The 18,875-nt window shown below is 63.5% G+C and carries 19 protein-coding genes; 12 read left to right on the plus strand and 7 right to left on the minus strand.

The genetic code is table 11. The features are described from left to right. Positions 1–30 precede the first annotated feature (30 nt). From ahcY to GGD40_RS13525, 11 genes are all read left to right on the plus strand, one after another. Positions 31–1,452 carry an adenosylhomocysteinase gene (gene ahcY / locus GGD40_RS13475; protein ID WP_179743979.1) on the plus strand — a complete coding sequence of 474 codons (1,422 nt, stop codon included), beginning with the start codon at positions 31–33 and terminating at the stop codon, positions 1,450–1,452. Between the two features lie 151 nt (positions 1,453–1,603). Next, on the plus strand, positions 1,604–1,957 hold the full coding sequence (locus GGD40_RS13480; RefSeq protein ID WP_035554557.1) for a phage holin family protein: 354 nt from the start codon (positions 1,604–1,606) through the stop codon (positions 1,955–1,957). An 11-nt stretch (positions 1,958–1,968) separates the two neighbouring features. Then, the gene (metF, locus tag GGD40_RS13485; protein WP_179707840.1) at positions 1,969–2,799 is read left to right on the plus strand and encodes a methylenetetrahydrofolate reductase [NAD(P)H]; all 831 of its coding nucleotides are present in this window, start codon (positions 1,969–1,971) and stop codon (positions 2,797–2,799) included. Between the two features lie 322 nt (positions 2,800–3,121). After that, positions 3,122–4,750 carry an ABC transporter substrate-binding protein gene (locus GGD40_RS13490; protein ID WP_179707842.1) on the plus strand — a complete coding sequence of 543 codons (1,629 nt, stop codon included), beginning with the start codon at positions 3,122–3,124 and terminating at the stop codon, positions 4,748–4,750. Between the two features lie 139 nt (positions 4,751–4,889). Continuing rightward, positions 4,890–5,900 (plus strand): ABC transporter permease subunit, encoded by a 1,011-nt coding sequence (locus GGD40_RS13495; protein ID WP_179707844.1) that lies wholly within the window; start codon positions 4,890–4,892, stop codon positions 5,898–5,900. Positions 5,901–5,906: 6 nt separating this feature from the next. Beyond that, positions 5,907–6,824 carry an ABC transporter permease subunit gene (locus GGD40_RS13500; protein ID WP_179707847.1) on the plus strand — a complete coding sequence of 306 codons (918 nt, stop codon included), beginning with the start codon at positions 5,907–5,909 and terminating at the stop codon, positions 6,822–6,824. 1 nt (position 6,825) lies between these two features. Then, positions 6,826–7,830, plus strand: a complete 1,005-nt coding sequence (locus tag GGD40_RS13505; RefSeq protein ID WP_179707848.1) for an ABC transporter ATP-binding protein — start codon at positions 6,826–6,828, stop codon at positions 7,828–7,830. Then, positions 7,827–8,846, plus strand: a complete 1,020-nt coding sequence (locus tag GGD40_RS13510; protein ID WP_035554569.1) for a peptide ABC transporter ATP-binding protein — start codon at positions 7,827–7,829, stop codon at positions 8,844–8,846. The genes GGD40_RS13505 and GGD40_RS13510 overlap by 4 nt, the downstream gene beginning before the upstream one ends. After that, entirely contained in the window at positions 8,839–10,014 is a 1,176-nt protein-coding gene (locus GGD40_RS13515) for a TraB/GumN family protein (RefSeq protein ID WP_179743980.1), read from the plus strand. The genes GGD40_RS13510 and GGD40_RS13515 overlap by 8 nt, the downstream gene beginning before the upstream one ends. Positions 10,015–10,189: 175 nt before the next feature. After that, positions 10,190–10,495: a BrnT family toxin gene (locus GGD40_RS13520; RefSeq protein WP_218900891.1), complete on the plus strand. Its 306-nt coding sequence runs from the start codon at positions 10,190–10,192 to the stop codon at positions 10,493–10,495. A 39-nt stretch (positions 10,496–10,534) separates the two neighbouring features. After that, positions 10,535–10,795, plus strand: coding sequence for a BrnA antitoxin family protein (locus GGD40_RS13525; protein WP_257030406.1), 261 nt, complete (start codon positions 10,535–10,537; stop codon positions 10,793–10,795). Positions 10,796–10,860: 65 nt separating this feature from the next. On the opposite strand, the gene GGD40_RS13530 is transcribed toward GGD40_RS13525, so the two are convergent. The 6 genes from GGD40_RS13530 to pxpB all read right to left on the minus strand — a co-directional run bounded on the left by GGD40_RS13530 (position 10,861) and on the right by pxpB (position 17,434). Further along, the gene (locus GGD40_RS13530; protein WP_179707852.1) at positions 10,861–12,663 is read right to left on the minus strand and encodes a tetratricopeptide repeat protein; all 1,803 of its coding nucleotides are present in this window, start codon (positions 12,661–12,663) and stop codon (positions 10,861–10,863) included. 175 nt (positions 12,664–12,838) lie between these two features. Continuing rightward, complete coding sequence (locus GGD40_RS13535; RefSeq protein ID WP_179707854.1) at positions 12,839–13,795, minus strand: DUF979 domain-containing protein; 957 nt, start codon at positions 13,793–13,795, stop codon at positions 12,839–12,841. Next, positions 13,792–14,541, minus strand: coding sequence for a DUF969 domain-containing protein (locus GGD40_RS13540; RefSeq protein WP_179707856.1), 750 nt, complete (start codon positions 14,539–14,541; stop codon positions 13,792–13,794). Before GGD40_RS13540 ends, GGD40_RS13535 begins: the two co-directional genes overlap by 4 nt. A gap of 344 nt (positions 14,542–14,885) precedes the next feature. Continuing rightward, the gene (pxpA, locus tag GGD40_RS13545) at positions 14,886–15,638 is read right to left on the minus strand and encodes a 5-oxoprolinase subunit PxpA (protein WP_105510057.1); all 753 of its coding nucleotides are present in this window, start codon (positions 15,636–15,638) and stop codon (positions 14,886–14,888) included. 93 nt (positions 15,639–15,731) lie between these two features. Continuing rightward, entirely contained in the window at positions 15,732–16,784 is a 1,053-nt protein-coding gene (locus GGD40_RS13550) for a 5-oxoprolinase subunit C family protein (protein ID WP_179743981.1), read from the minus strand. Then, entirely contained in the window at positions 16,781–17,434 is a 654-nt protein-coding gene (gene pxpB, locus GGD40_RS13555; RefSeq protein ID WP_179743982.1) for a 5-oxoprolinase subunit PxpB, read from the minus strand. Before pxpB ends, GGD40_RS13550 begins: the two co-directional genes overlap by 4 nt. 210 nt (positions 17,435–17,644) lie before the next feature. Between pxpB and GGD40_RS13560 the strand changes: the two genes are divergently transcribed. Next, entirely contained in the window at positions 17,645–18,157 is a 513-nt protein-coding gene (locus tag GGD40_RS13560; protein ID WP_035554587.1) for a winged helix DNA-binding protein, read from the plus strand. A 118-nt stretch (positions 18,158–18,275) separates the two neighbouring features. Here the strand turns inward: GGD40_RS13560 and GGD40_RS13565 are convergent, their stop codons facing one another. Next, positions 18,276–18,818, minus strand: coding sequence for a 5-formyltetrahydrofolate cyclo-ligase (locus GGD40_RS13565; protein ID WP_257030407.1), 543 nt, complete (start codon positions 18,816–18,818; stop codon positions 18,276–18,278). Between the last annotated feature and the right edge of the window lie 57 nt (positions 18,819–18,875).

Genomic DNA, 18,875 nt, shown 5'->3' on the forward strand with positions numbered 1-18,875 from the left:
TCTAGTCAATTTCTTAGAAAGGAGGGCGTGATGAACGCCGCAGTAATCGATTCCCGAGCTTCCCAAGACTTCATCGTTGCCGACCTGTCGCTTGCCGACTGGGGCCGCAAGGAACTGACCATCGCCGAGACGGAAATGCCCGGCCTCGTGCAAACGCGCGAAGAGTACAAGGCGCAGCAACCGCTGAAGGGCGCGCGCGTTGCAGGTTCGCTGCACATGACGATCCAGACCGGCGTGCTGATCGAGACGCTCACCGCGCTCGGCGCCGACGTGCGTTGGGCCTCGTGCAACATCTTCTCGACGCAAGACCATGCTGCCGCCGCGATCGCCAAGGCCGGCGTGCCGGTGTTCGCGTTCAAGGGCGAATCGCTCGACGAATACTGGGAGTTCTCGCACCGCATTTTCGAATGGCCGAACGGCGAATTCGCCAACATGATCCTCGACGACGGCGGCGACGCCACGTTGCTGCTGATCCTCGGTTCGAAGGCGGAGAAAGACCGTTCGGTGATCTCGAAGCCGACCAACGAAGAAGAAGTCGCGCTGTACAAGTCGATCGCTTCGCACCTGGATGCGGATCCGACGTGGTACTCCACGCGCCTCGCGCACATCAAGGGCGTGACGGAAGAAACCACCACCGGCGTGCACCGTCTGTATCAGATGGAAAAGGAAGGCCGCCTGCCGTTCCCGGCTTTCAACGTCAACGATTCGGTCACCAAGTCGAAGTTCGACAACCTGTATGGTTGCCGTGAGTCGCTGGTCGACGGCATCAAGCGCGCAACCGACGTGATGATCGCGGGCAAGATCGCGGTCGTGGCCGGTTACGGCGACGTGGGCAAGGGCTGCGCGCAATCGCTGCGCGGTCTGGGCGCCACGGTGTGGGTCACCGAAATCGATCCGATCTGCGCGCTGCAGGCGGCGATGGAAGGCTACCGCGTCGTGACGATGGAATACGCGGCGGACAAGGCCGACATTTTCGTGACGGCAACCGGCAACTTCCACGTGATCGGCCACGATCACATGGCGGCCATGCGTCACAACGCGATTGTCTGCAACATCGGTCACTTCGATTCGGAAATCGACATTGCGTCGACGCGTAAATACCAGTGGGACAACATCAAGCCGCAAGTCGACCACATCATTTTCCCGGACGGCAAGCGCGTGATCCTGCTGGCTGAAGGGCGCCTCGTGAACCTGGGTTGCGCGACGGGCCACCCGTCGTTCGTGATGTCGAACTCGTTCACGAACCAGACGCTCGCGCAGATCGAACTGTTTACGCAAGGCAACAAGTACGAGAACAAGGTGTACGTGCTGCCGAAGCATCTGGACGAGAAGGTCGCGCGCCTGCATCTGGCGCGCATTGGCGCAGACCTGACCGTGCTGTCGGACGAGCAGGCTGGTTATATTGGCGTCGACAAGAACGGCCCGTTCAAGCCGAACCACTATCGCTATTAAGCACGTGGGCGGTTTGACGGCATGGCAGTTTGACGACAGGGCGGCGCATCATGCGCCGCTTTGTTCGCCATCGCCGCTTTTCGCGCGCTTTTTTTGCGCCTTCTCGGCGCGTTTCTGCGTTACCGCACATCCTGCTTGAAAGGAGCTCTACATGACCGTGCTGCTGACCTGGCTGATCAACGCGCTCGCGCTCCTGATCATCACCTACCTCGTTCCGTCGATCCATATCCGCAGTTTCGGCACCGCGCTGATCGTCGCGGTGGTGCTCGGCTTGATCAATACGGTCCTGCGGCCGGTGCTGATCCTGTTGACGCTGCCCGTCACGATCGTCACGCTCGGGCTTTTCATTCTGGTGGTCAATGCGCTGTGCTTCTGGCTGTGCGCGTCGCTGCTGAAGGGCTTCGAAGTGTCGGGTTTCTGGTCGGCGTTCATCGGCTCGATTCTGTACAGCATCGTTTCGTGGATCCTGTCCGCGATTATTTTCGGCAACCGCAGTCTCGGTTGACCTACTGAATCATGAACCCCATCGAACTTTCATTCGAATTCTTCCCGCCGAAAACCGCGGAAGGCGTCGACAAGCTGCGCGCCACGCGTGCGCAGCTTGCGCCGCTCAAGCCCAAGTTCGTGTCCGTCACGTTCGGGGCGGGCGGCTCGACGCAGCAGGGCACGCTCGACACCGTCGTCGATATCGCGAAGGAAGGCATCGAAGCGGCGCCGCACGTGTCGTGCATCGGCTCTTCCAAAGACAGCCTGCGCGCGATTCTCAACGAGTACCGCGCGCATGGCATTCGCCATATCGTCGCGCTGCGCGGCGACTTGCCGTCCGGCATGGGCGAAGTCGGTGAGCTGCGTTATGCGTCGGAACTGGTGAGCTTTATCCGCGCCGAATTCGGCGACTGGTTCTGGATCGAGGTGGCCGGCTATCCGGAGTACCACCCGCAGTCGCGCTCGCCGCGTCACGATATGGACAACTTCGTGCGCAAGGTGAAGGCCGGCGCCAACTCGGTGATTACGCAGTACTTCTTCAATGCGGACGCGTATTTCCGTTTCGTCGACGACGCGCAGAAGCTCGGCGTGGATGTGCCGATCGTGCCGGGCATCATGCCGATCACGAACTACTCGCAACTAATGCGGTTCTCCGAGATGTGCGGCGCCGAAGTGCCGCGCTGGGTCGCGCGCCGGCTGGAAAGCTTCGGCGACGACCGCGAGTCGATTCGCGCGTTCGGGCTCGACGTGGTGACGGACCTGTGCGAACGCCTGCTCGACGCCAAAGTGCCGGGTTTGCATTTCTATACGCTGAATGGCGCCGCGGCGACCAAAGCGATCTGCGAACGCTTGAACACCTAAGATCCGGTTCGCCTGGATCTGGACAAAAAACCGCGCGGCCGATGCAAGCCGCGCGGTTTTTTTGCGCCGCACCAACCTCGCGCCGTTACGCCCGCCACGCTACCGGTCTCAAGCGCAGCCTGAAATAGCCGCGGCCGCCATGCTTTTTATGATCCCGCCCTCTGCAAGCCGCCGGCCGGCCGGCGCCGACGGCGCGGAGCGCCTTATGCCCTAAAGGTTTCCGATCGTCAACACGGGTAATTTCCTCCGCTTGTTGCCCCGAGCCAAGCTCAAGTAAGATCGCGCTACGCTGGCGATAGCCGGCCCCGATCCTGGAGGAAACATGAAGCAAAACAATCTGTTGCGCGCCGTGCGTGTTACGACGCTCGTCGCCGCCGCAGCGGCATCGATGGTGGGCGCCGGTGTCGCGCGCGCCGAGATTCCGAATAAAACCCTGGTTTACTGCTCAGAAGGCAGTCCCGCGGGTTTCGATCCGGCCCAATACACTACGGGCACCGACTTCACGGCTAACACGTTCACCGTCTACAACCGCCTCGTCGAATTCGAGCGCGGCGGCACCAAGGTCGAACCGGGCCTTGCCGAAAAGTGGGAAGTCTCCGCGGACGGCAAGACGTACACATTCCATCTGCGTCACGGCGTGAAGTTCCAGACCACGTCGTTCTTCAAGCCGACCCGCGAATTCAACGCGGACGACGTTCTGTTCACGTTCCAGCGCATGCTCGACCCGAACTCGGCGTTCCATAAGGCGTACCCGGTCCAGTTCCCGTACTTCACGGACATGGGCCTCGACAAGCTGATCACCGGCGTCGAGAAGGTCGACCCGTACACGGTCAAGTTCACGCTGAAGGAAGTCAACGCACCGTTCATCCAGAATCTGGCAATGGAATACGCGTCGATCCTGTCGAGCGAATACGGCGACCAGTTGATGAAGGCCGGCAAGGCCGCCGACATCAACCAGTTCCCGGTGGGCACGGGTCCGTTCATTTTCCGCAGCTACACGAAAGACGCGACGATCCGCTTCGACGGCAATCCGGATTACTGGAAGCCGAACGCGGTGAAGATCTCGAAGCTGATCTTCTCGATCACGCCGGACGCCGGCGTGCGCGTGCAGAAGATCAAGCGCGACGAATGCCAGGTGATGAGCTATCCGCGTCCGGCCGACATCGCGCCGCTGAAGGCTGAAGCGAACATCGACATGCCGTCGCAACCGGGCTTCAACCTCGGCTACCTCGCGTACAACGTCACGCACAAGCCGGTCGACAAGCTCGAAGTGCGTCAGGCGCTCGACATGGCGATCAACAAGAAGGCGATCATCGACTCGGTGTATCAAGGCGCCGGCCAGGCCGCGACGAACCCGATGCCGCCGACCCAATGGTCGTACGACAAGAACCTGAAGAGCGCGTCCTACGACACGGACAAGGCCAAGGCGCTGCTGGCGAAGGCCGGCTTCCCGAACGGCTTCGACATCACGCTGTGGGCAATGCCGGTGCAACGCGCCTACAACCCGAACGCCCGTCTGATGGCGGAAATGATCCAGGCCGACTGGGCCAAGATCGGCGTGAAGGCGAAGATCGTCACGTATGAATGGGGCGAGTACATCAAGCGCGCGCACGCGGGTGAAGACGACACGATGCTGATCGGCTGGACCGGCGACAACGGCGATCCGGACAACTGGCTCGGCACGTTGCTCGGCTGCGAAGCGGTGAACGGCAACAACTTCTCGAAGTGGTGCTACAAGCCGTTCGACGATCTGGTCCAGAAGGGTCGCGTCACGTCCGATCAAGGCGCGCGCACCTCGGCTTACATGCAGGCGCAGCAGATCTTCGCGCAGCAACTGCCGTTCTCGCCGATCGCTCACTCGACTGTTTACCAACCGGTCAGCAAGAAGGTGGTCGACATGCGCATCGAACCGCTCGGCTACGCGCGCTTCGACGGCGTCAGCGTCAAGTAATTCGCCAGGCGAATCGTAATAGTTACGCAGTACGCTTTTCGCACGGTTAGAAAACTGGTCGAAATGGTCCGGCGACCGGGGTCACAAGCCCTCGTCGCCGGTTGCGTTTTTTCTTCATCAAGACCATAGGGACAAAACCATGTTCCGCTTTGTTTTGCGCCGCATCGGCATGGTGATTCCGACCTTCATCGGTATCACGATCCTTGCGTTCGCGCTGATTCACCTGATTCCGGGCGACCCCATCGAAGTCATGATGGGCGAGCGCGGCGTCGACCCCGCCATGCACGCCGCGGCGCTGCACCGGCTCGGGCTCGACGAGTCCCTGCCGATGCAGTACGTCCACTACGTCGGCCGCGCGCTGCATGGGGACCTCGGCACGTCGATCATCACCAATACCAGCGTGATGGGCGAATTCCTCGCGCGCTTTCCCGCCACGATCGAACTGTCGATCTGCGCCCTGCTGTTCGCGCTGATCGTGGGCTTGCCCGCCGGCGTGTTCGCCGCGTTGCGACGCGGTACGGTGGTCGATCACGGCGTGATGGGCACGGCCCTGACCGGCTACTCGATGCCGATCTTCTGGTGGGGTTTGATCCTCATCATGTTCTTCTCGGTCGATCTGGGCTGGACGCCGGTGTCAGGCCGCATCGCGGTCGAATACGACATTCCGCACGTCACGGGTTTCATGCTGATCGACGCGATGATGTCCACCGACGAAGGCGCGTTCAAATCCGCGCTGAGCCATCTGATCCTGCCGGCGATCGTGCTCGGCACGATTCCGCTGGCGGTCGTCGCGCGGATGACGCGTTCGTCGATGCTCGAAGTGCTGCGCGAGGATTACATCCGCACCGCGCGCGCGAAGGGTTTGTCGCCGGCACGCGTGATCGTCGTGCATGCGTTGCGCAACGCGCTGATTCCGGTTGTCACGGTGATCGGTTTGCAGGTCGGTACGCTGCTCGCGGGCGCGGTGCTGACCGAGACGCTGTTTTCGTGGCCGGGTATCGGCAAGTGGCTGATCGACGCGATCAGCCGGCGCGATTATCCGGTGGTGCAGGGCGGTATCCTGATGATCGCCACGCTGGTGATCGTTGTGAACCTGTTCGTCGACCTGTTGTACGGCGTGCTCAATCCACGCATCCGCCATACGAGGTAAATCACTATGGCTGACATTCAAAATACAGTCCCCCAGGCCGTGACGCCGCCCAGCGGCCGCGCTATCGCCGCCCGTGAATTCTGGGCGAATTTCTCGCGCAACCGCGGTGCGGTCGGCGCGGGCATCATCGTGCTGGCACTGATCTTCATCGCGATCTTCGCGCCGTTGATCGCGCCGCACAGCCCGATCGAGCAATACCGCGACAACGTGAAGATTCCACCCGCCTGGCTCGACGGCGGTAACTGGAAGTTCATTCTCGGCACCGACGAAGCGGGCCGCGACATCCTCTCGCGTCTGATGTACGGTGCGCGGCTGTCGTTCTGGATCGGCTTCGTTTCGGTAGTGCTCGCGCTGATTCCGGGCATCGTGCTCGGCTTGATCGCGGCGTTCTTCGAGAAGTGGGCCGATACGCCGATCATGCGCATCATGGACGTGCTGCTCGCGTTGCCGTCGCTGCTGCTCGCGGTCGCGGTGGTGGCGATCATCGGCCCCGGTCTCGTCAACACCATGCTGGCGATCGCGATCGTCGCGTTGCCGGGTTATGTGCGTCTGACGCGTGCGTCCGCGCAAGGCGAGTTGCAGAAGGAATACGTGACCGCGTCACGCGTGGCGGGCGCCGGCACCTTGCGGCTGATGTTCTCGCAAGTGCTGCCGAACTGCACCGCGCCGCTGATCGTGCAGGCTACGCTGGGCTTTTCGTCGGCGATTCTCGACGCGGCCGCGCTCGGCTTCCTCGGCCTTGGCGTGCAACCGCCGTCGGCGGAGTGGGGCGCGATGCTGGCTTCGGCGCGCGATTACATCGACAACGCCTGGTGGATCGTCACGTTGCCGGGCCTGTCCATTGTGATCTCGGTGCTGGCGATCAACCTGCTCGGCGATGGGCTGCGCGATGCGCTCGACCCCAAACTGAAACGGATGGCGTGATATGACGAATCTATTGACCATCCGCAACCTGGCGGTGAATTTCAACGGACTGCCCGCCGTCGACCGCATCAGTCTCGACGTCGCACCGGGCGAAGTGGTCGGCGTAGTCGGCGAATCCGGTTCGGGCAAGAGCGTCACGATGATGGCGCTGATGGGCCTGATCGATGCTCCCGGCAAAGTTACCGCCGACGAAGTCAGCTTCAACGGCACGGATCTGCTGAAAGCGTCGGCGAAGGAACGCCGCAAGATCATCGGCAAAGACATCGCAATGGTGTTCCAGGACGCGCTCACCAGTCTGAATCCGAGCTACACGGTCGGCTATCAGATCAAGGAAGTGCTGAAGCTGCACGAAGGCCTGCGCGGCAGCGCGCTGGACAAGCGCGCATTGGAGCTGCTGGATCAGGTCGGCATTCCCGACCCGAAAGGCCGCATCGGCTCGTTCCCGCATCAGATGTCGGGCGGTATGAACCAGCGCGTGATGATCGCCATGGCGATTGCCTGCAACCCGAAGCTGCTGATCGCCGACGAACCGACCACCGCGCTCGACGTCACGATCCAGGCGCAGATCATGGAACTGCTGATCAAGCTGCAGAAGGAACGCGGCATGGCGCTGGTGCTGATCTCGCACGATCTGGCGGTGGTGTCCGAGGTCGCGCAACGCGTCGCGGTCATGTACGCTGGCGAAGTGATCGAAACGAACCGGGTGCCCGACATCTTCGCCGCGCCGCATCATCCGTACACGGAAGCGTTGCTGGCGGCGATTCCCGAGCACAACGTCGGCGCGGTGCGACTGGCCGCGCTGCCGGGCATGGTGCCGGGGCGGGACGATCGGCCCAAAGGGTGTCTGTTCGCGCCGCGCTGCAAGTACGTGGCCGACGATTGCACCAAGGCGCGCCCGGCGCTGGCGCCGCTGCAAGGCCATGCCGAGGTGGCGCGCGTGCGCTGCATCAAACCCCTGAACCTGAGCGGCGACGCCAACGTTCACACCCATGGAGGCGCACGATGAACGCAGTACCCGAAACGCGGCGCCAGTCGAACCATGCGGGCGATCACGTGCTGGTTGCCGACCAGCTCGCGCGTTACTACTCCGTTAAACGCGGCATGTTTTCCTCGGGCACCGTAAAGGCGCTCAACGGCGTGTCGTTCGCGCTCGAGCGCGGCAAGACGCTGGCTGTCGTCGGCGAATCCGGCTGCGGCAAATCGACGCTAGCGCGCCAGCTCACCATGATCGAAGCGCCCAGCGCGGGCCGTTTGATGATCGACGGTGAAGATGTGGCGGGCGCGGATCACGCGAAGATCGCCGCGTTGCGGCGGCGAGTGCAGATGGTGTTCCAGAACCCGTTTGCGTCGCTGAATCCGCGCAAGACCGTCGAGCAGACGCTCGGCGAACCGCTCGCGATCAACACGCAACTGAGTGCGACCGAACGCGCCGAACGGATCGCGCAGATGATGCGCACCGTCGGCCTGCGTCCGGAACACGCGAAGCGCTATCCGCATATGTTTTCCGGCGGCCAGCGCCAGCGTGTGGCGATTGCCCGCGCGATGATTCTCGACCCGCAGATCGTGGTCGCCGACGAACCCGTGTCGGCGCTCGACGTGTCGATCCAGGCGCAGATTCTGAATCTGTTCATGGACCTGCAGGAACAGTTCAAGACCAGCTACGTGTTCATCTCGCACAACCTCTCGGTGGTCGAGCATATTGCTGACGACGTGATGGTGATGTACTTCGGCGGCGTGGCGGAGCTCGGCGACAAGAAGCGGATTTTCTCGAACCCGCGGCATCCGTACACGCGCGCGCTGATGTCGGCCACGCCGTCCATCTTCGAAGCGGATCGCACCATCAAGATCAAGCTGCAAGGTGAAATGCCGTCGCCGCTGAATCCGCCGTCGGGTTGCACGTTTCACCTGCGCTGCCCGTATGTGATCGACCGCTGCCGCAGCGAAGAACCGAAGCTGCGCGAAGTGGATGGCCGCCAGGTGTCGTGTCACCGCGCCGAGGAGGTGGGGGACGTGGATGCCTGATGGGGTGGCGGCGCGTCGTTTTACGCGCCGCTCGCGTGATGGCGGCCGCCGCGCCGCTTTCGCACGGCGCTGGAGGGCGCGTGCGCTGACCGGTGCCGCGCTGGCCTGTTCGGTATTCGGCATCGGCTCGGTCTTGCCGACGAGCATGACGTCGAATTTGATGCCGATCGGGCTCGCACAGGCTGCCGGGGCGGCCGCCAATGCGCCTGGTCAGGCCGGGCGTCCCGCAGCACCACTGCCCAGCATGCCGGCGCCGCCGCGCGCCAGCTTGCCGGGTTTCAATCCGCCGCCCGCTTCGCCGGGCACCACGGCAAGCGGCCCGGTGCGTCAGCAGCCGGCGCGCATGCCGTTCTACGTCGCGACACGCGGCACCACCACCATTTATGTTCTGGGCACGCTGCATGTCGGCGACCCCGCCGACTATCCTGCCAAACAGCCGTTCCGCGCGCCGATCCTCGGTGCCCTGGCGGCGTCGCCGACTTTGGCGCTCGAACTTTCCCCCGACGAACTGCTTGTCTCGCAAGACGACGTGTCGAAGTACGGCGTGTGCCGGCGCGACTGTCTGCCGGGTCTGTTGCCCGAGCCGTTGTGGCGCAAGCTGGCCTTTCGTCTGCGGGGCAATCCCGCCGCGCTGGACGCGATCAAGAAGATGCGGCCGTGGCTTGCGTCGCTGGTGGTCGAAACCTACGATTCATTGAGCGCCGGCCTGCAAACCGAGTACGGCACGGAAGCGCAATTGCAGAACGTGTATATCCGCACGCGCGGCAAGATCGTCGGACTCGAAACCTTGCCGCAACAGATGCGCGCATTCACCGGGCTCTCGCTTGCGCAGCAGCGCGAGATGCTGGCGCAGGACCTCGTGCAGACGCCCGCGGAAAACGTCGACGACGTACGGACCTTGCACCGCCTGTGGCGCGTCGGCGACGCCGATGCGATCGCCGCCTGGCAGGCGGCCAAATCCGAAAAACTCGCGCGCGACCAGCGCATCTCCGATTCGATCGACAACCGCATCGTCTACGAACGCAACCGGCGTTTCGTGTCGCGCATGTTGCTGATCGCCGCACCGAACAAACCGGTGTTCGTGGCGATCGGCGCGTTGCATCTGGGTGGCCGCAAAGGTGTGTTGCAACTGTTGCGGCAACACGGTTTCATCGTCGACGCGTACTGAAATTCACTCCACGTGCTGAGCGCCAGCCACGCTTGATTGACACCGCATCCTAAGCCGGGTCGGCCGATCGGCCACAATAGGAACAAGGTTCCACACCACCAGTCCGACGCTCACGTGTGCCGCAAAATGCTCGCGGCGTACGCGGACATAGCCTGTCTTCGGCATGCTATGATGTATGTACAAACGTCAATACAGGTGGCGCGTGCTGTTCGAATGGGACGAAATTAAGAATCAGATCAACATCCGCAAACATGGCATCGACTTTGGCGATGCGATCGACGTGTTCAATCATCCGGTACTGACGGCGCTGGATCAGCGCGAAGACTATGGCGAGGAACGCTGGATCGCGCTGGGCTGTATTGCGGCGATCCTGGGCGTGGTGGTGTATGTCGAGCGCGACGAAAACGTGCTGCGGATCATTTCAGCGCGCAAGGCAACCCGCCGCGAAGTCACGCAATACAAGCAGCGTATCTGGCACTGACTGAAACCGGAGCCATCGCGGCAAACAAGCAGAGGTGAAATGATGAAAAAAAAATCGGCAACTGACTGGAAGCGGCTTGCATCGGCTAAAGACGAGCAGATCGACACGAGCGAAATGCCCGAACTGGCCGGCGACTTCTTCGAGCGCGCCGAGTTGCATGTTCCGCCTAAACAGGCGGTGACCATGCGCCTCGACGCGGACGTGCTGAGCTGGTTCAAGGAGCAGGGGCAGGGTTATCAGACGCGCATCAACAAGTTGTTGCGCGCCTACATGATGGCGCAGCAGCGTCGGCAGCCTTAACGTCGCTTATGGCTGGGCGGCGTGTCGAGAGACGCTGCGTGCGCGTGTCGGGCGCAGCGTGGATTCTAATGGTGGCCGTTGCGTAACGCTTCAGACACCTGCTCGACCACCGGCGTCCAATCGCCCAGCGTCGTCTGCCGGAACAGCGTCATGCGCGGATACCACGGCGAGTCGCTGCGCGTCTCCAGCCAGCGCCAATCTGAGTTGGCGGGCAGCAGCAACCACACCGGCTTGCCCAGCGCGCCGGCCAGATGCGCAACGCCCGTGTCCACCGCGATCACCAGGTCGAGATTCATGATCAGCGCGGCGGTGTCTTCGAAGCTCGCCAATTCCGCAGTGAAATCGTGAGCGCGGAAAGCGGTCGGCGCCTCGGCCAACTGCGCGTGCGCGGAACCTTTCTGCAGCGCGTACCAGGCCACATTGTCCAGATCGCCGAGCCGGCGCAGTTCGGTCAGCGTGACCGAACGGTAGCGATCATTGCCGAACGTCGGGCTGCCGGCCCAGACCAGGCCGACCCTGCGCTGCGTTTGACTGGCGGCGCCCATGCGCTTGCGCCACGCGTCGATCTTTTCCGGCTTCGCGAATAGATACGGGACCTCGGCGGGTAGCGTGGATAACACCGTGCCGACGCATGACGGCACACTCATCATCGGTACCCAGAAATCGTAGTGAGAGTCGGGCTGGCCGCTGAATGCACGGCGCACGCCCGGTATGCGTTCCACCAGCGGCAGCAACGGCTCGCGCACGCGGAGGTCGACCGTTGCGCCGAGTCGTTCGAGCACGCGCGCAAAGCGCAGAAACTGGAAGTGATCGCCGAAACCCTGTTCGCCGACCACCAGCAGACGGCGTCCGGCGAGTGGCTCGCCGCGCCATTCGGCCACGCCGGGAATCGCGAGCGCGTCATAGTCGCTTTGCCGCCAGCGCCGTGCAAAGGCGGCCCAGCCCTGCTTGTAGTCGCCACGCTTGAGCAGCAGCCACGCGAGGTTTTGATGCGCGTCCGCGTAATCCGGATCGAGCGCCAACGCGCGGCGATAAGAAACCTCCTCTTCGTCCAATCGGCCCTGCGCGCCGAGCGAGCCGCCGAGGCACACCAGGTGAGTCGGATTCGGTTTGAGCGCAACCGCGCGCCGGTAGTGCGCTTCGGCGCCCGCATAGTCGCCGCGCTTACCGATCAGGCTGCCCAGGTTGATATGGGCTTCCACGTAGTCCACCCGCAACGCCAACGCGCGCTCGAAGCTGGCGATGGCCGCTTCGTGACGTCCAAGCGCGTTATGCGCGTTCCCCGCGTTGAAGTGCGCCTGGGCCGATTGCGGATCGAGCGCCAGCGCAAGGCGATAGCACGCGAGTGCTTCGTCGAAACGTTCGAGCTTGGCCAGCGCCGTGCCGAGATTCAGATGAACGTCGACCATCGCGGGGTTCGACGCCAACGCCTGCCGGTAGTGTTCAATCGCTTCGCCGAACGCGCCTTGCGCTTGCAACGTGACGCCGCGGTTGTTGTGCGCGTCGGCGAAATCCGGTTGACGTTGCAGCGCCTCGTTGTAGCAGATCAGCGCCTCGTCGGCGTGGCCGAGCGCGGCGGCTACGAGGCCGCGGTTGCTCCAGCAGGCGGCGTCGTTGCGGTCGAGCCTGAGTGCCTCGCTCATCAACCGCGCGGCGGTTTCATGATCGCCGCGCTGATAGTGCAGCACGCCGAAGTAGTGCAGCGCCCGTGGATTGGCGGGATCGAGTGCGAGCGCCTGGCGGTACAGGGATTCGGCGGCGCGGGGCTGACCGGTTCGATGTGCGGCGAGTGCGGCGTCGATCAACGCGGCGAGATGGGACGGCGGCGAGTCGGTGCGCGCGTTGTCGACGTGGGAAGGCTGTTCCATGAAAACCTGCTCGGGAGTGCCGCCGGCGCGCATTGCACGCGCCGGCGAGCCGTGGAAGGGAGGCAATCCACCATCCTAGGTTCCACCTCGTTGAACAGCGATCGGACGTATCCCAATTGGGATGCGTATCCGTCGCACACTGCACCGATATCTACCGCATTGAAACGCAGGCGCCCTACAGGAACATCAGGAAATTCAACAGGAAGATGTTCACGACCAACATAGTCAACGCGGTCGGAATCTGTACCTTGATCACCGCGTTCTTATCCGGCAGTTCCAGCAGCGCGGCCGGCACCATGTTGAAGTTCGCGGCCATCGGCGTCATCAGCGTGCCGCAGTAGCCGCTGAACATGCCGATCGCGACCATCACCGCCGGGTTGCCGTGGAACACGCCCACCAGAATCGGCACGCCGACGCCGCCCGTCATGACCGGGAAGGCGGCGAAACCGTTGCCCATCACCATCGTGAACAGCGCCATGCCGATGCAGTACACGGCCACCGCGATAAAGCGGTAGTCGAGGCTGATGTAAGCGGTGGTCACGTGCGCGACGGCCTTGCCGACGCCGGCGTCCGAAAACACGAGGCCGAGCATGCCGAGCATCTGCGGCAGCACCGCGGCCCAAGACAACGCATCGACGAGGCGCCGCGCTTCTTTCATGGACTGGCCGACGGTGTCGCGCGTCAGCACGCAGGCAATCGCGAGCGCGATCACGCAGCCAATGCCGAAGCCGATCAACGTGACGTTGGCCTTCTCGATCAGCGGCATGCCGCCGAAGATCAAATGGCTCGCCGACAGCGTGACGATCACGGTCACAACCGGAATGGTCAGCGCGGGAATGAACAGCTTGTTGCCGAGACGTGCGGCGCTAGCCTTGCGTGCTTCGAGCGACAGTGTTTTCGCCTTGCCCGCGGTGACGCCGCCGAAGCCGGCAATCAAGGCCATCACGATCACGGCCACGCCCACCACGGCAGGCGGCAGCTTGTCGCCGATCAGAAAAATCAACGCATAGAGAATCCAGAAACCACCGGCGGTGAAGCGGCGCGGGTGTTCCTTATCCGTGACGATCATGCCGCCGATCACCAGCAGCACCACGCCCAACAGCCAGAACAGATAATTGATCGTGAGCGTCATGCTTTGTCTCCTGCGGCGGATTGCGTCGGCGCGACCGTGGCGCTGGCGGCCGCGGCATTGCCGCGCAATTCGCGTTCGAGTTTGCGGTCGAGCAGATAAAGGCGGAAGCCGTGAACGAGAAACGCGCAGATCGCAGTGGGAATGCCCCAGACCGCGACGTGAATCGGCTCGACGACAATGCCGGCTTCTTTCAGGAACGTAGTCATCAGCACGATCGCGCCGAACGCGACGAAGATGTCCTCGCCGAAGAACAGCCCCACGTTGTCGGTGGCGGCGGAGAACGCGCGCAACTTGAAACGCACCGCGTCGCTGATCTTGCCGAAGCGGGTTTCCGTCGCGCCTTCAGCCATCGGCGCGATCAGCGGACGCACCATCTGCGGATGACCGCCGAGGCCGGTCAAACCGACCGCCGCCGTCAACTCGCGAATCAGCAGATAGACGATCAGGAGACGTCCTGCCGTGGCGGCCTTGATGCCGCCGATCCACGCTTGCGCGCGCTCACGCAGACCGTGCCGTTCGAGCAGGCCGATCACCGCGAGCGGCAAAAAGATAATCAGCGGGATGTTGCGGGTTTTGATGAAGCCGGTGCCGATTTCGGCCAGGATTTTTTCAGGCGGGAAGTGCGCGGCCAGACCGGTGACGATCGTGGCGACGGCCACGATCAGCATCGGATTGAACCGTAATAAAAAGCCGACGATGATGACGGCCACGCCAATAAGCGGCCATAGACTGACGGTTGTCTGCATCTGGATCTCCAAACAGGGTTTCAACCTTGCCGCTTGTGACGGCTAACGTGTGCCGGCGCGTCGTGATTCACGCGCCGTTTTGTTGCCGCGGCTCTTCATGGCCGCGTTGCTTCGAACGACAACATCTGCGCTACACCTGCCTATACCGCTTCGGTACTACGTCTGCTGATGCTGATTGACTGCGGGCAATGCGATGCGTCGTGCGCCTGGCAAACGCCCCGCGTGGAGCGGGGCGTTTGGGGTATGACAACGGTCTTTGTGCAACGGTTGAAGCGCGCTGTCCGGTGGGTTCGCCGTTTGGGGCTCTGATCAGATCAACTGTGATCAGCTCAGCTCGACGCGGCTTAGACGCGCGCCGCGCCGGCCGCGTGGACTTCAATGCCGGCGTCTTCCAGCGCGCCGCGAATCCGTCGCGCGAAGGCGAGCGCATGCGGGCCGTCGCCGTGCAGGCAGATGGTTTGCGCGTTCAGCGGCACCCATTGACCATCCACGGCTTGCACGCGTTGCTCGCGCACCATCGCGAGCGTGCGTTCCAGCACCTGGTTTTCGTCGTCGAGCAGCGCGCCGGGCTCCTTGCGCGGCACGAGCGAACCGTCGGCGCGATAGCCTCGATCGGCGAACACTTCTTCGACGGCGATCAGGCCTGCGTTGCGCGCGGCGGTGACGAGTCCGCTGTTGGCGAGCGCGAACACCGCCACCGACGGATCGAAATCGTGCACGGCGGAGACGATCGCGTCGGCGATCTTCGGATCGCGCGCGGCCTGGTTGTACAGCGCGCCGTGCGGCTTGACGTGCGCGATGCGCCCGCCTTCGGCCTGGGCGATCGCGGACAATGCGCCCAACTGGTACAACACGCCCGCGTAGATGTCGTTGGCCGGCAGGTCCATCTCTTTGCGGCCGAAATTTTCCGGATCGTTAAAGCTCGGATGCGCGCCGATCGACACGCCTTTTTCCACCGCCCAGCGCACGCAGTCGCGCATCGCGTTGGCGCCGCCCGCATGCCAGCCGCACGCGATGTTCGCCGAACTGACGAGGTCGAGCAGCGCTTCGTCGGACCCGCAGCCTTCGCCGAGGTCGGCGTTCAAATCGATTTCCATGGTGTTCCTCTACTCTCAAGACAACGCCGGGCCGCCCCAGGTTTGTCGCGACGAAGGCAGTCCCTCGTAGCGCCAGGCTCGGGGCGCCCGTTTTTACAGCGCCGCGACGGCCATCTGCCGCGCGCAGCGTTCTTCATGCATCGCGATCGCGGCGTCGATCTGCCGCAAGTACGTGCGTTCTTCCAGTAAAGCCTGACGTGCCTCGTAAGGCGTCGTCGGAATAAAGCGGACGGCGGCGTTCAGGCGCACCTGAGCCAGTTTCCACAGATCGGCCTGGATCACCGCGCCGATCTTCGGATAACCGCCGGTGGTTTGCGCGTCGCTCATCAGCACGATCGGCTGGCCGTTCGGCGGCACCTGAATCGTGCCGGGCAGCACCGCGTGCGACAGCAGATCCGTTTTCTGGGTGCGTTTGAGCTCGGTGCCGGCAAGGCGATAACCCATGCGATTGCTGTTCGGCGTGACGAGCCATTCATCGGACCAGAACGATTCGTGCGCGGCTTCGGTGAAGCTGTCGTACTCGGGACCGCGCAGCACACGGATCGGCACCGCCCACGGCACGCCCGACGGATGCCGGCCGCGCCGCAGCGGCTCCTGAACCAGCACGAACTTGCACCAGGAGGGCGCTTTCACGCCGAATTCCGGCGCCTCGGGCGTGAAGCCGAGATGGCCGCGTTGCGGCGGCGCGCCGACCGGCAGACGGTCGCCGTCGCGTAGAGCGCGGCCGCCGAGTCCGCCGAAGTGGCCGGCCAGATCGGTGCTGCGCGAGCCGAGCATCGGCAACACGTCGATCCCGCCCGCCACGCATACGTAGCCGCGCATGCCACGCTTGGCCGTGTTCAGCACCAGTTCCTGACCGGCCTTGACCGGCAGGCTCCACCATGAATAGACCGGCTTGCCGTCGAGCGTCGCGCCGAATTCAGTGCCGGTGATCGCCACCCGCGTGGCGCGCAAAAACCGCAGCACGGTCGGGCCGAAGGTGATTTCCAGACCGGCCGCGTCGGGCCGGTTGCCGACCAGCCGGTTGCCGACTTCGAGCGACAGCCGGTCGAGCGCCCCGCCCATCGCCACACCGAGATGGCGGTAGCCGTGTCGGCCGAGGTCCTGAATCGTGGTCAGCAGACCCGCGCGAATCACATCGATCATGCGTGTATCCCCGCGATGGTGAAGCGCACCCGGTCGCCCGGTTGCAGCAACGTGGGCGGGCGGCGCGCCGGGTCGAAGAGCGGCAGCTCGGTGCGGCCGATCAACTGCCAGCCGCCGGGCGACGTGGCCGGATAAATGCCGGTCTGTTCACCGCCGATCCCGACGGACCCCGCCGGCACTTCGAGCCGCGGCGACGCGCGGCGTGGCGTGTGCAGCGCGGCCTCGAGCCCACCCATATAGGCGAAGCCCGGCTGAAAGCCGAGGAAGAACACCACGTACTCGGTATTCGAATGACGTTCGACCACCTCGCGCACGCTCAAACCCGTGTGATTGGCTACTGCTTGCAGATCGGGACCGAACTCGCCGCCGTACTGCACCGGAATCTCGACGTCACGCCCGGCCGCCGGCGCTTCGGCCGCCGCGTCCCACGCCGCCTGCAACTGGCCGGCAAGCGCGTCAGGGTCGGCTTCGAGCGGATCGAACACGAGCGTCAGATTGTTCATGCCCGGTACGACTTCCAGCACATGCGGCCAGTCGCGCGCAGCGGCGGCGGCGGCCCACACGCGCCGCTGGCAGTCCAGCGTGGCGGGCGGCGGCGCTTCGCAGACTAGCGCGGCGTCGCCGAGCGGGAAGATTCTTGGTTGGCTCATGGCTTAACGGCCCAGGTCGAGTCGGAGGAGTCGAACATCTGGCGGACCTGCTGCCCCTATTAACGGCATCCGGTTCGCGATGGTTGAAGCGTACATTATCAATAAAATATCAACAATTTCTCAATAAGCGTTTTTGCCAGGCTCGCCGGGACCGATGGCTCGTCGTACACTCCCGACACCTTCCCATCCTGTTTGCCGAGAATCGTCATCATGTCGCGCCATCCCACCAAGATCGTTTCGTCGGAGCACCTCGTGTCCGACAGCAGCGCGGAACTGTCCGAACTTGAATACGCGCTGATCATGGCGGGCAACGCATTCAACCGGTGGATGGTGCGCTGCATGTCGGCGGCGGGGGAAAAGGACATGACCGCTATCGAAGTCTCGCTGCTGCACCACGTCAGTCATCGCGAGCGGCGCAAGAAGCTCGCGGACATCTGCTTCGTGCTGAACATTGAAGACACGCACGTCGCCACCTACGCGTTGAAAAAGCTCGTAGCTAGAGGGTATGTAAAAAGCGAAAAGACCGGCAAGGAAGTGTTCTTCTCGGCGACCGATGCTGGCCGCGAGTTGTGCATGCGGTATCGCGAGGTGCGCGAGAGCTGCCTGATTTCGACGCTGAAGGAGAGCGGCCTGACCAACGAGCAGATCGGCGAGGCCGCGCAACTGATGCGCAACGCGTCCGGGTTGTACGACACGGCGGCGCGGGCGGCGGCTTCGTTGTAGTTGCGCGTTGATTGCCTGGGCGGTTGAACGGGGCAGCGCCTGACTGACGTGCTCCCTCACTGAGTGGACGCGGGCCCCGAGATCGAGGCCCGGCTTTCTGACAGCGCCAGCCGACCGCTCAATTCACCGGACGCGGATAAAGCCCTGCCTCGGTCACGATCAGGTCGAGCGGCATGTCGTGGGCTTCGCGTTGCAATGCGTCGGTTCGGCACGCTTCATAAGCCACGCCGACTGTGAGCGGTTGCGTCGCCCCCGGCCACGCCGCTAGCGTGCGGTCGTAATAGCCACCGCCATAACCCAGCCGGTAGCCTGCCGCGTCGAAACCGACGCACGGCACGAACAGTAGATCGGGAATCACCACCTGCCCGGAAATCGGCTCGGCGATCTTGTGATGGCCGAGCTTCATCGGCGTATCGGGCGTCCATGCATGAAATTCGAGCGGCACGCCACGCTCCCTGACCACCGGCAAACTGGCCTCGCGTTGCGCGCCAGCCGCGAGCCACAGCGCGATCGCGCCGCGCGCGTCGAACTCGCCGGTGAGCGGCCAGTAGAACCCCACGCGGTTCACGTCATGGCGCTTCAACACGTCGAGCATGCGACGTCCGAGCGCGGCATTGTGAGCCGGCTCGGAAGCCGCTTGTAGCCTGGCTTCCAATAGCATTCGACGCAGCGCCTTTTTCGATTCGGCGACGGGGTTGCATGCTATGCTTGGGTTCAA

The organism is Paraburkholderia bryophila (assembly GCF_013409255.1).
Lineage (GTDB): Bacteria > Pseudomonadota > Gammaproteobacteria > Burkholderiales > Burkholderiaceae > Paraburkholderia.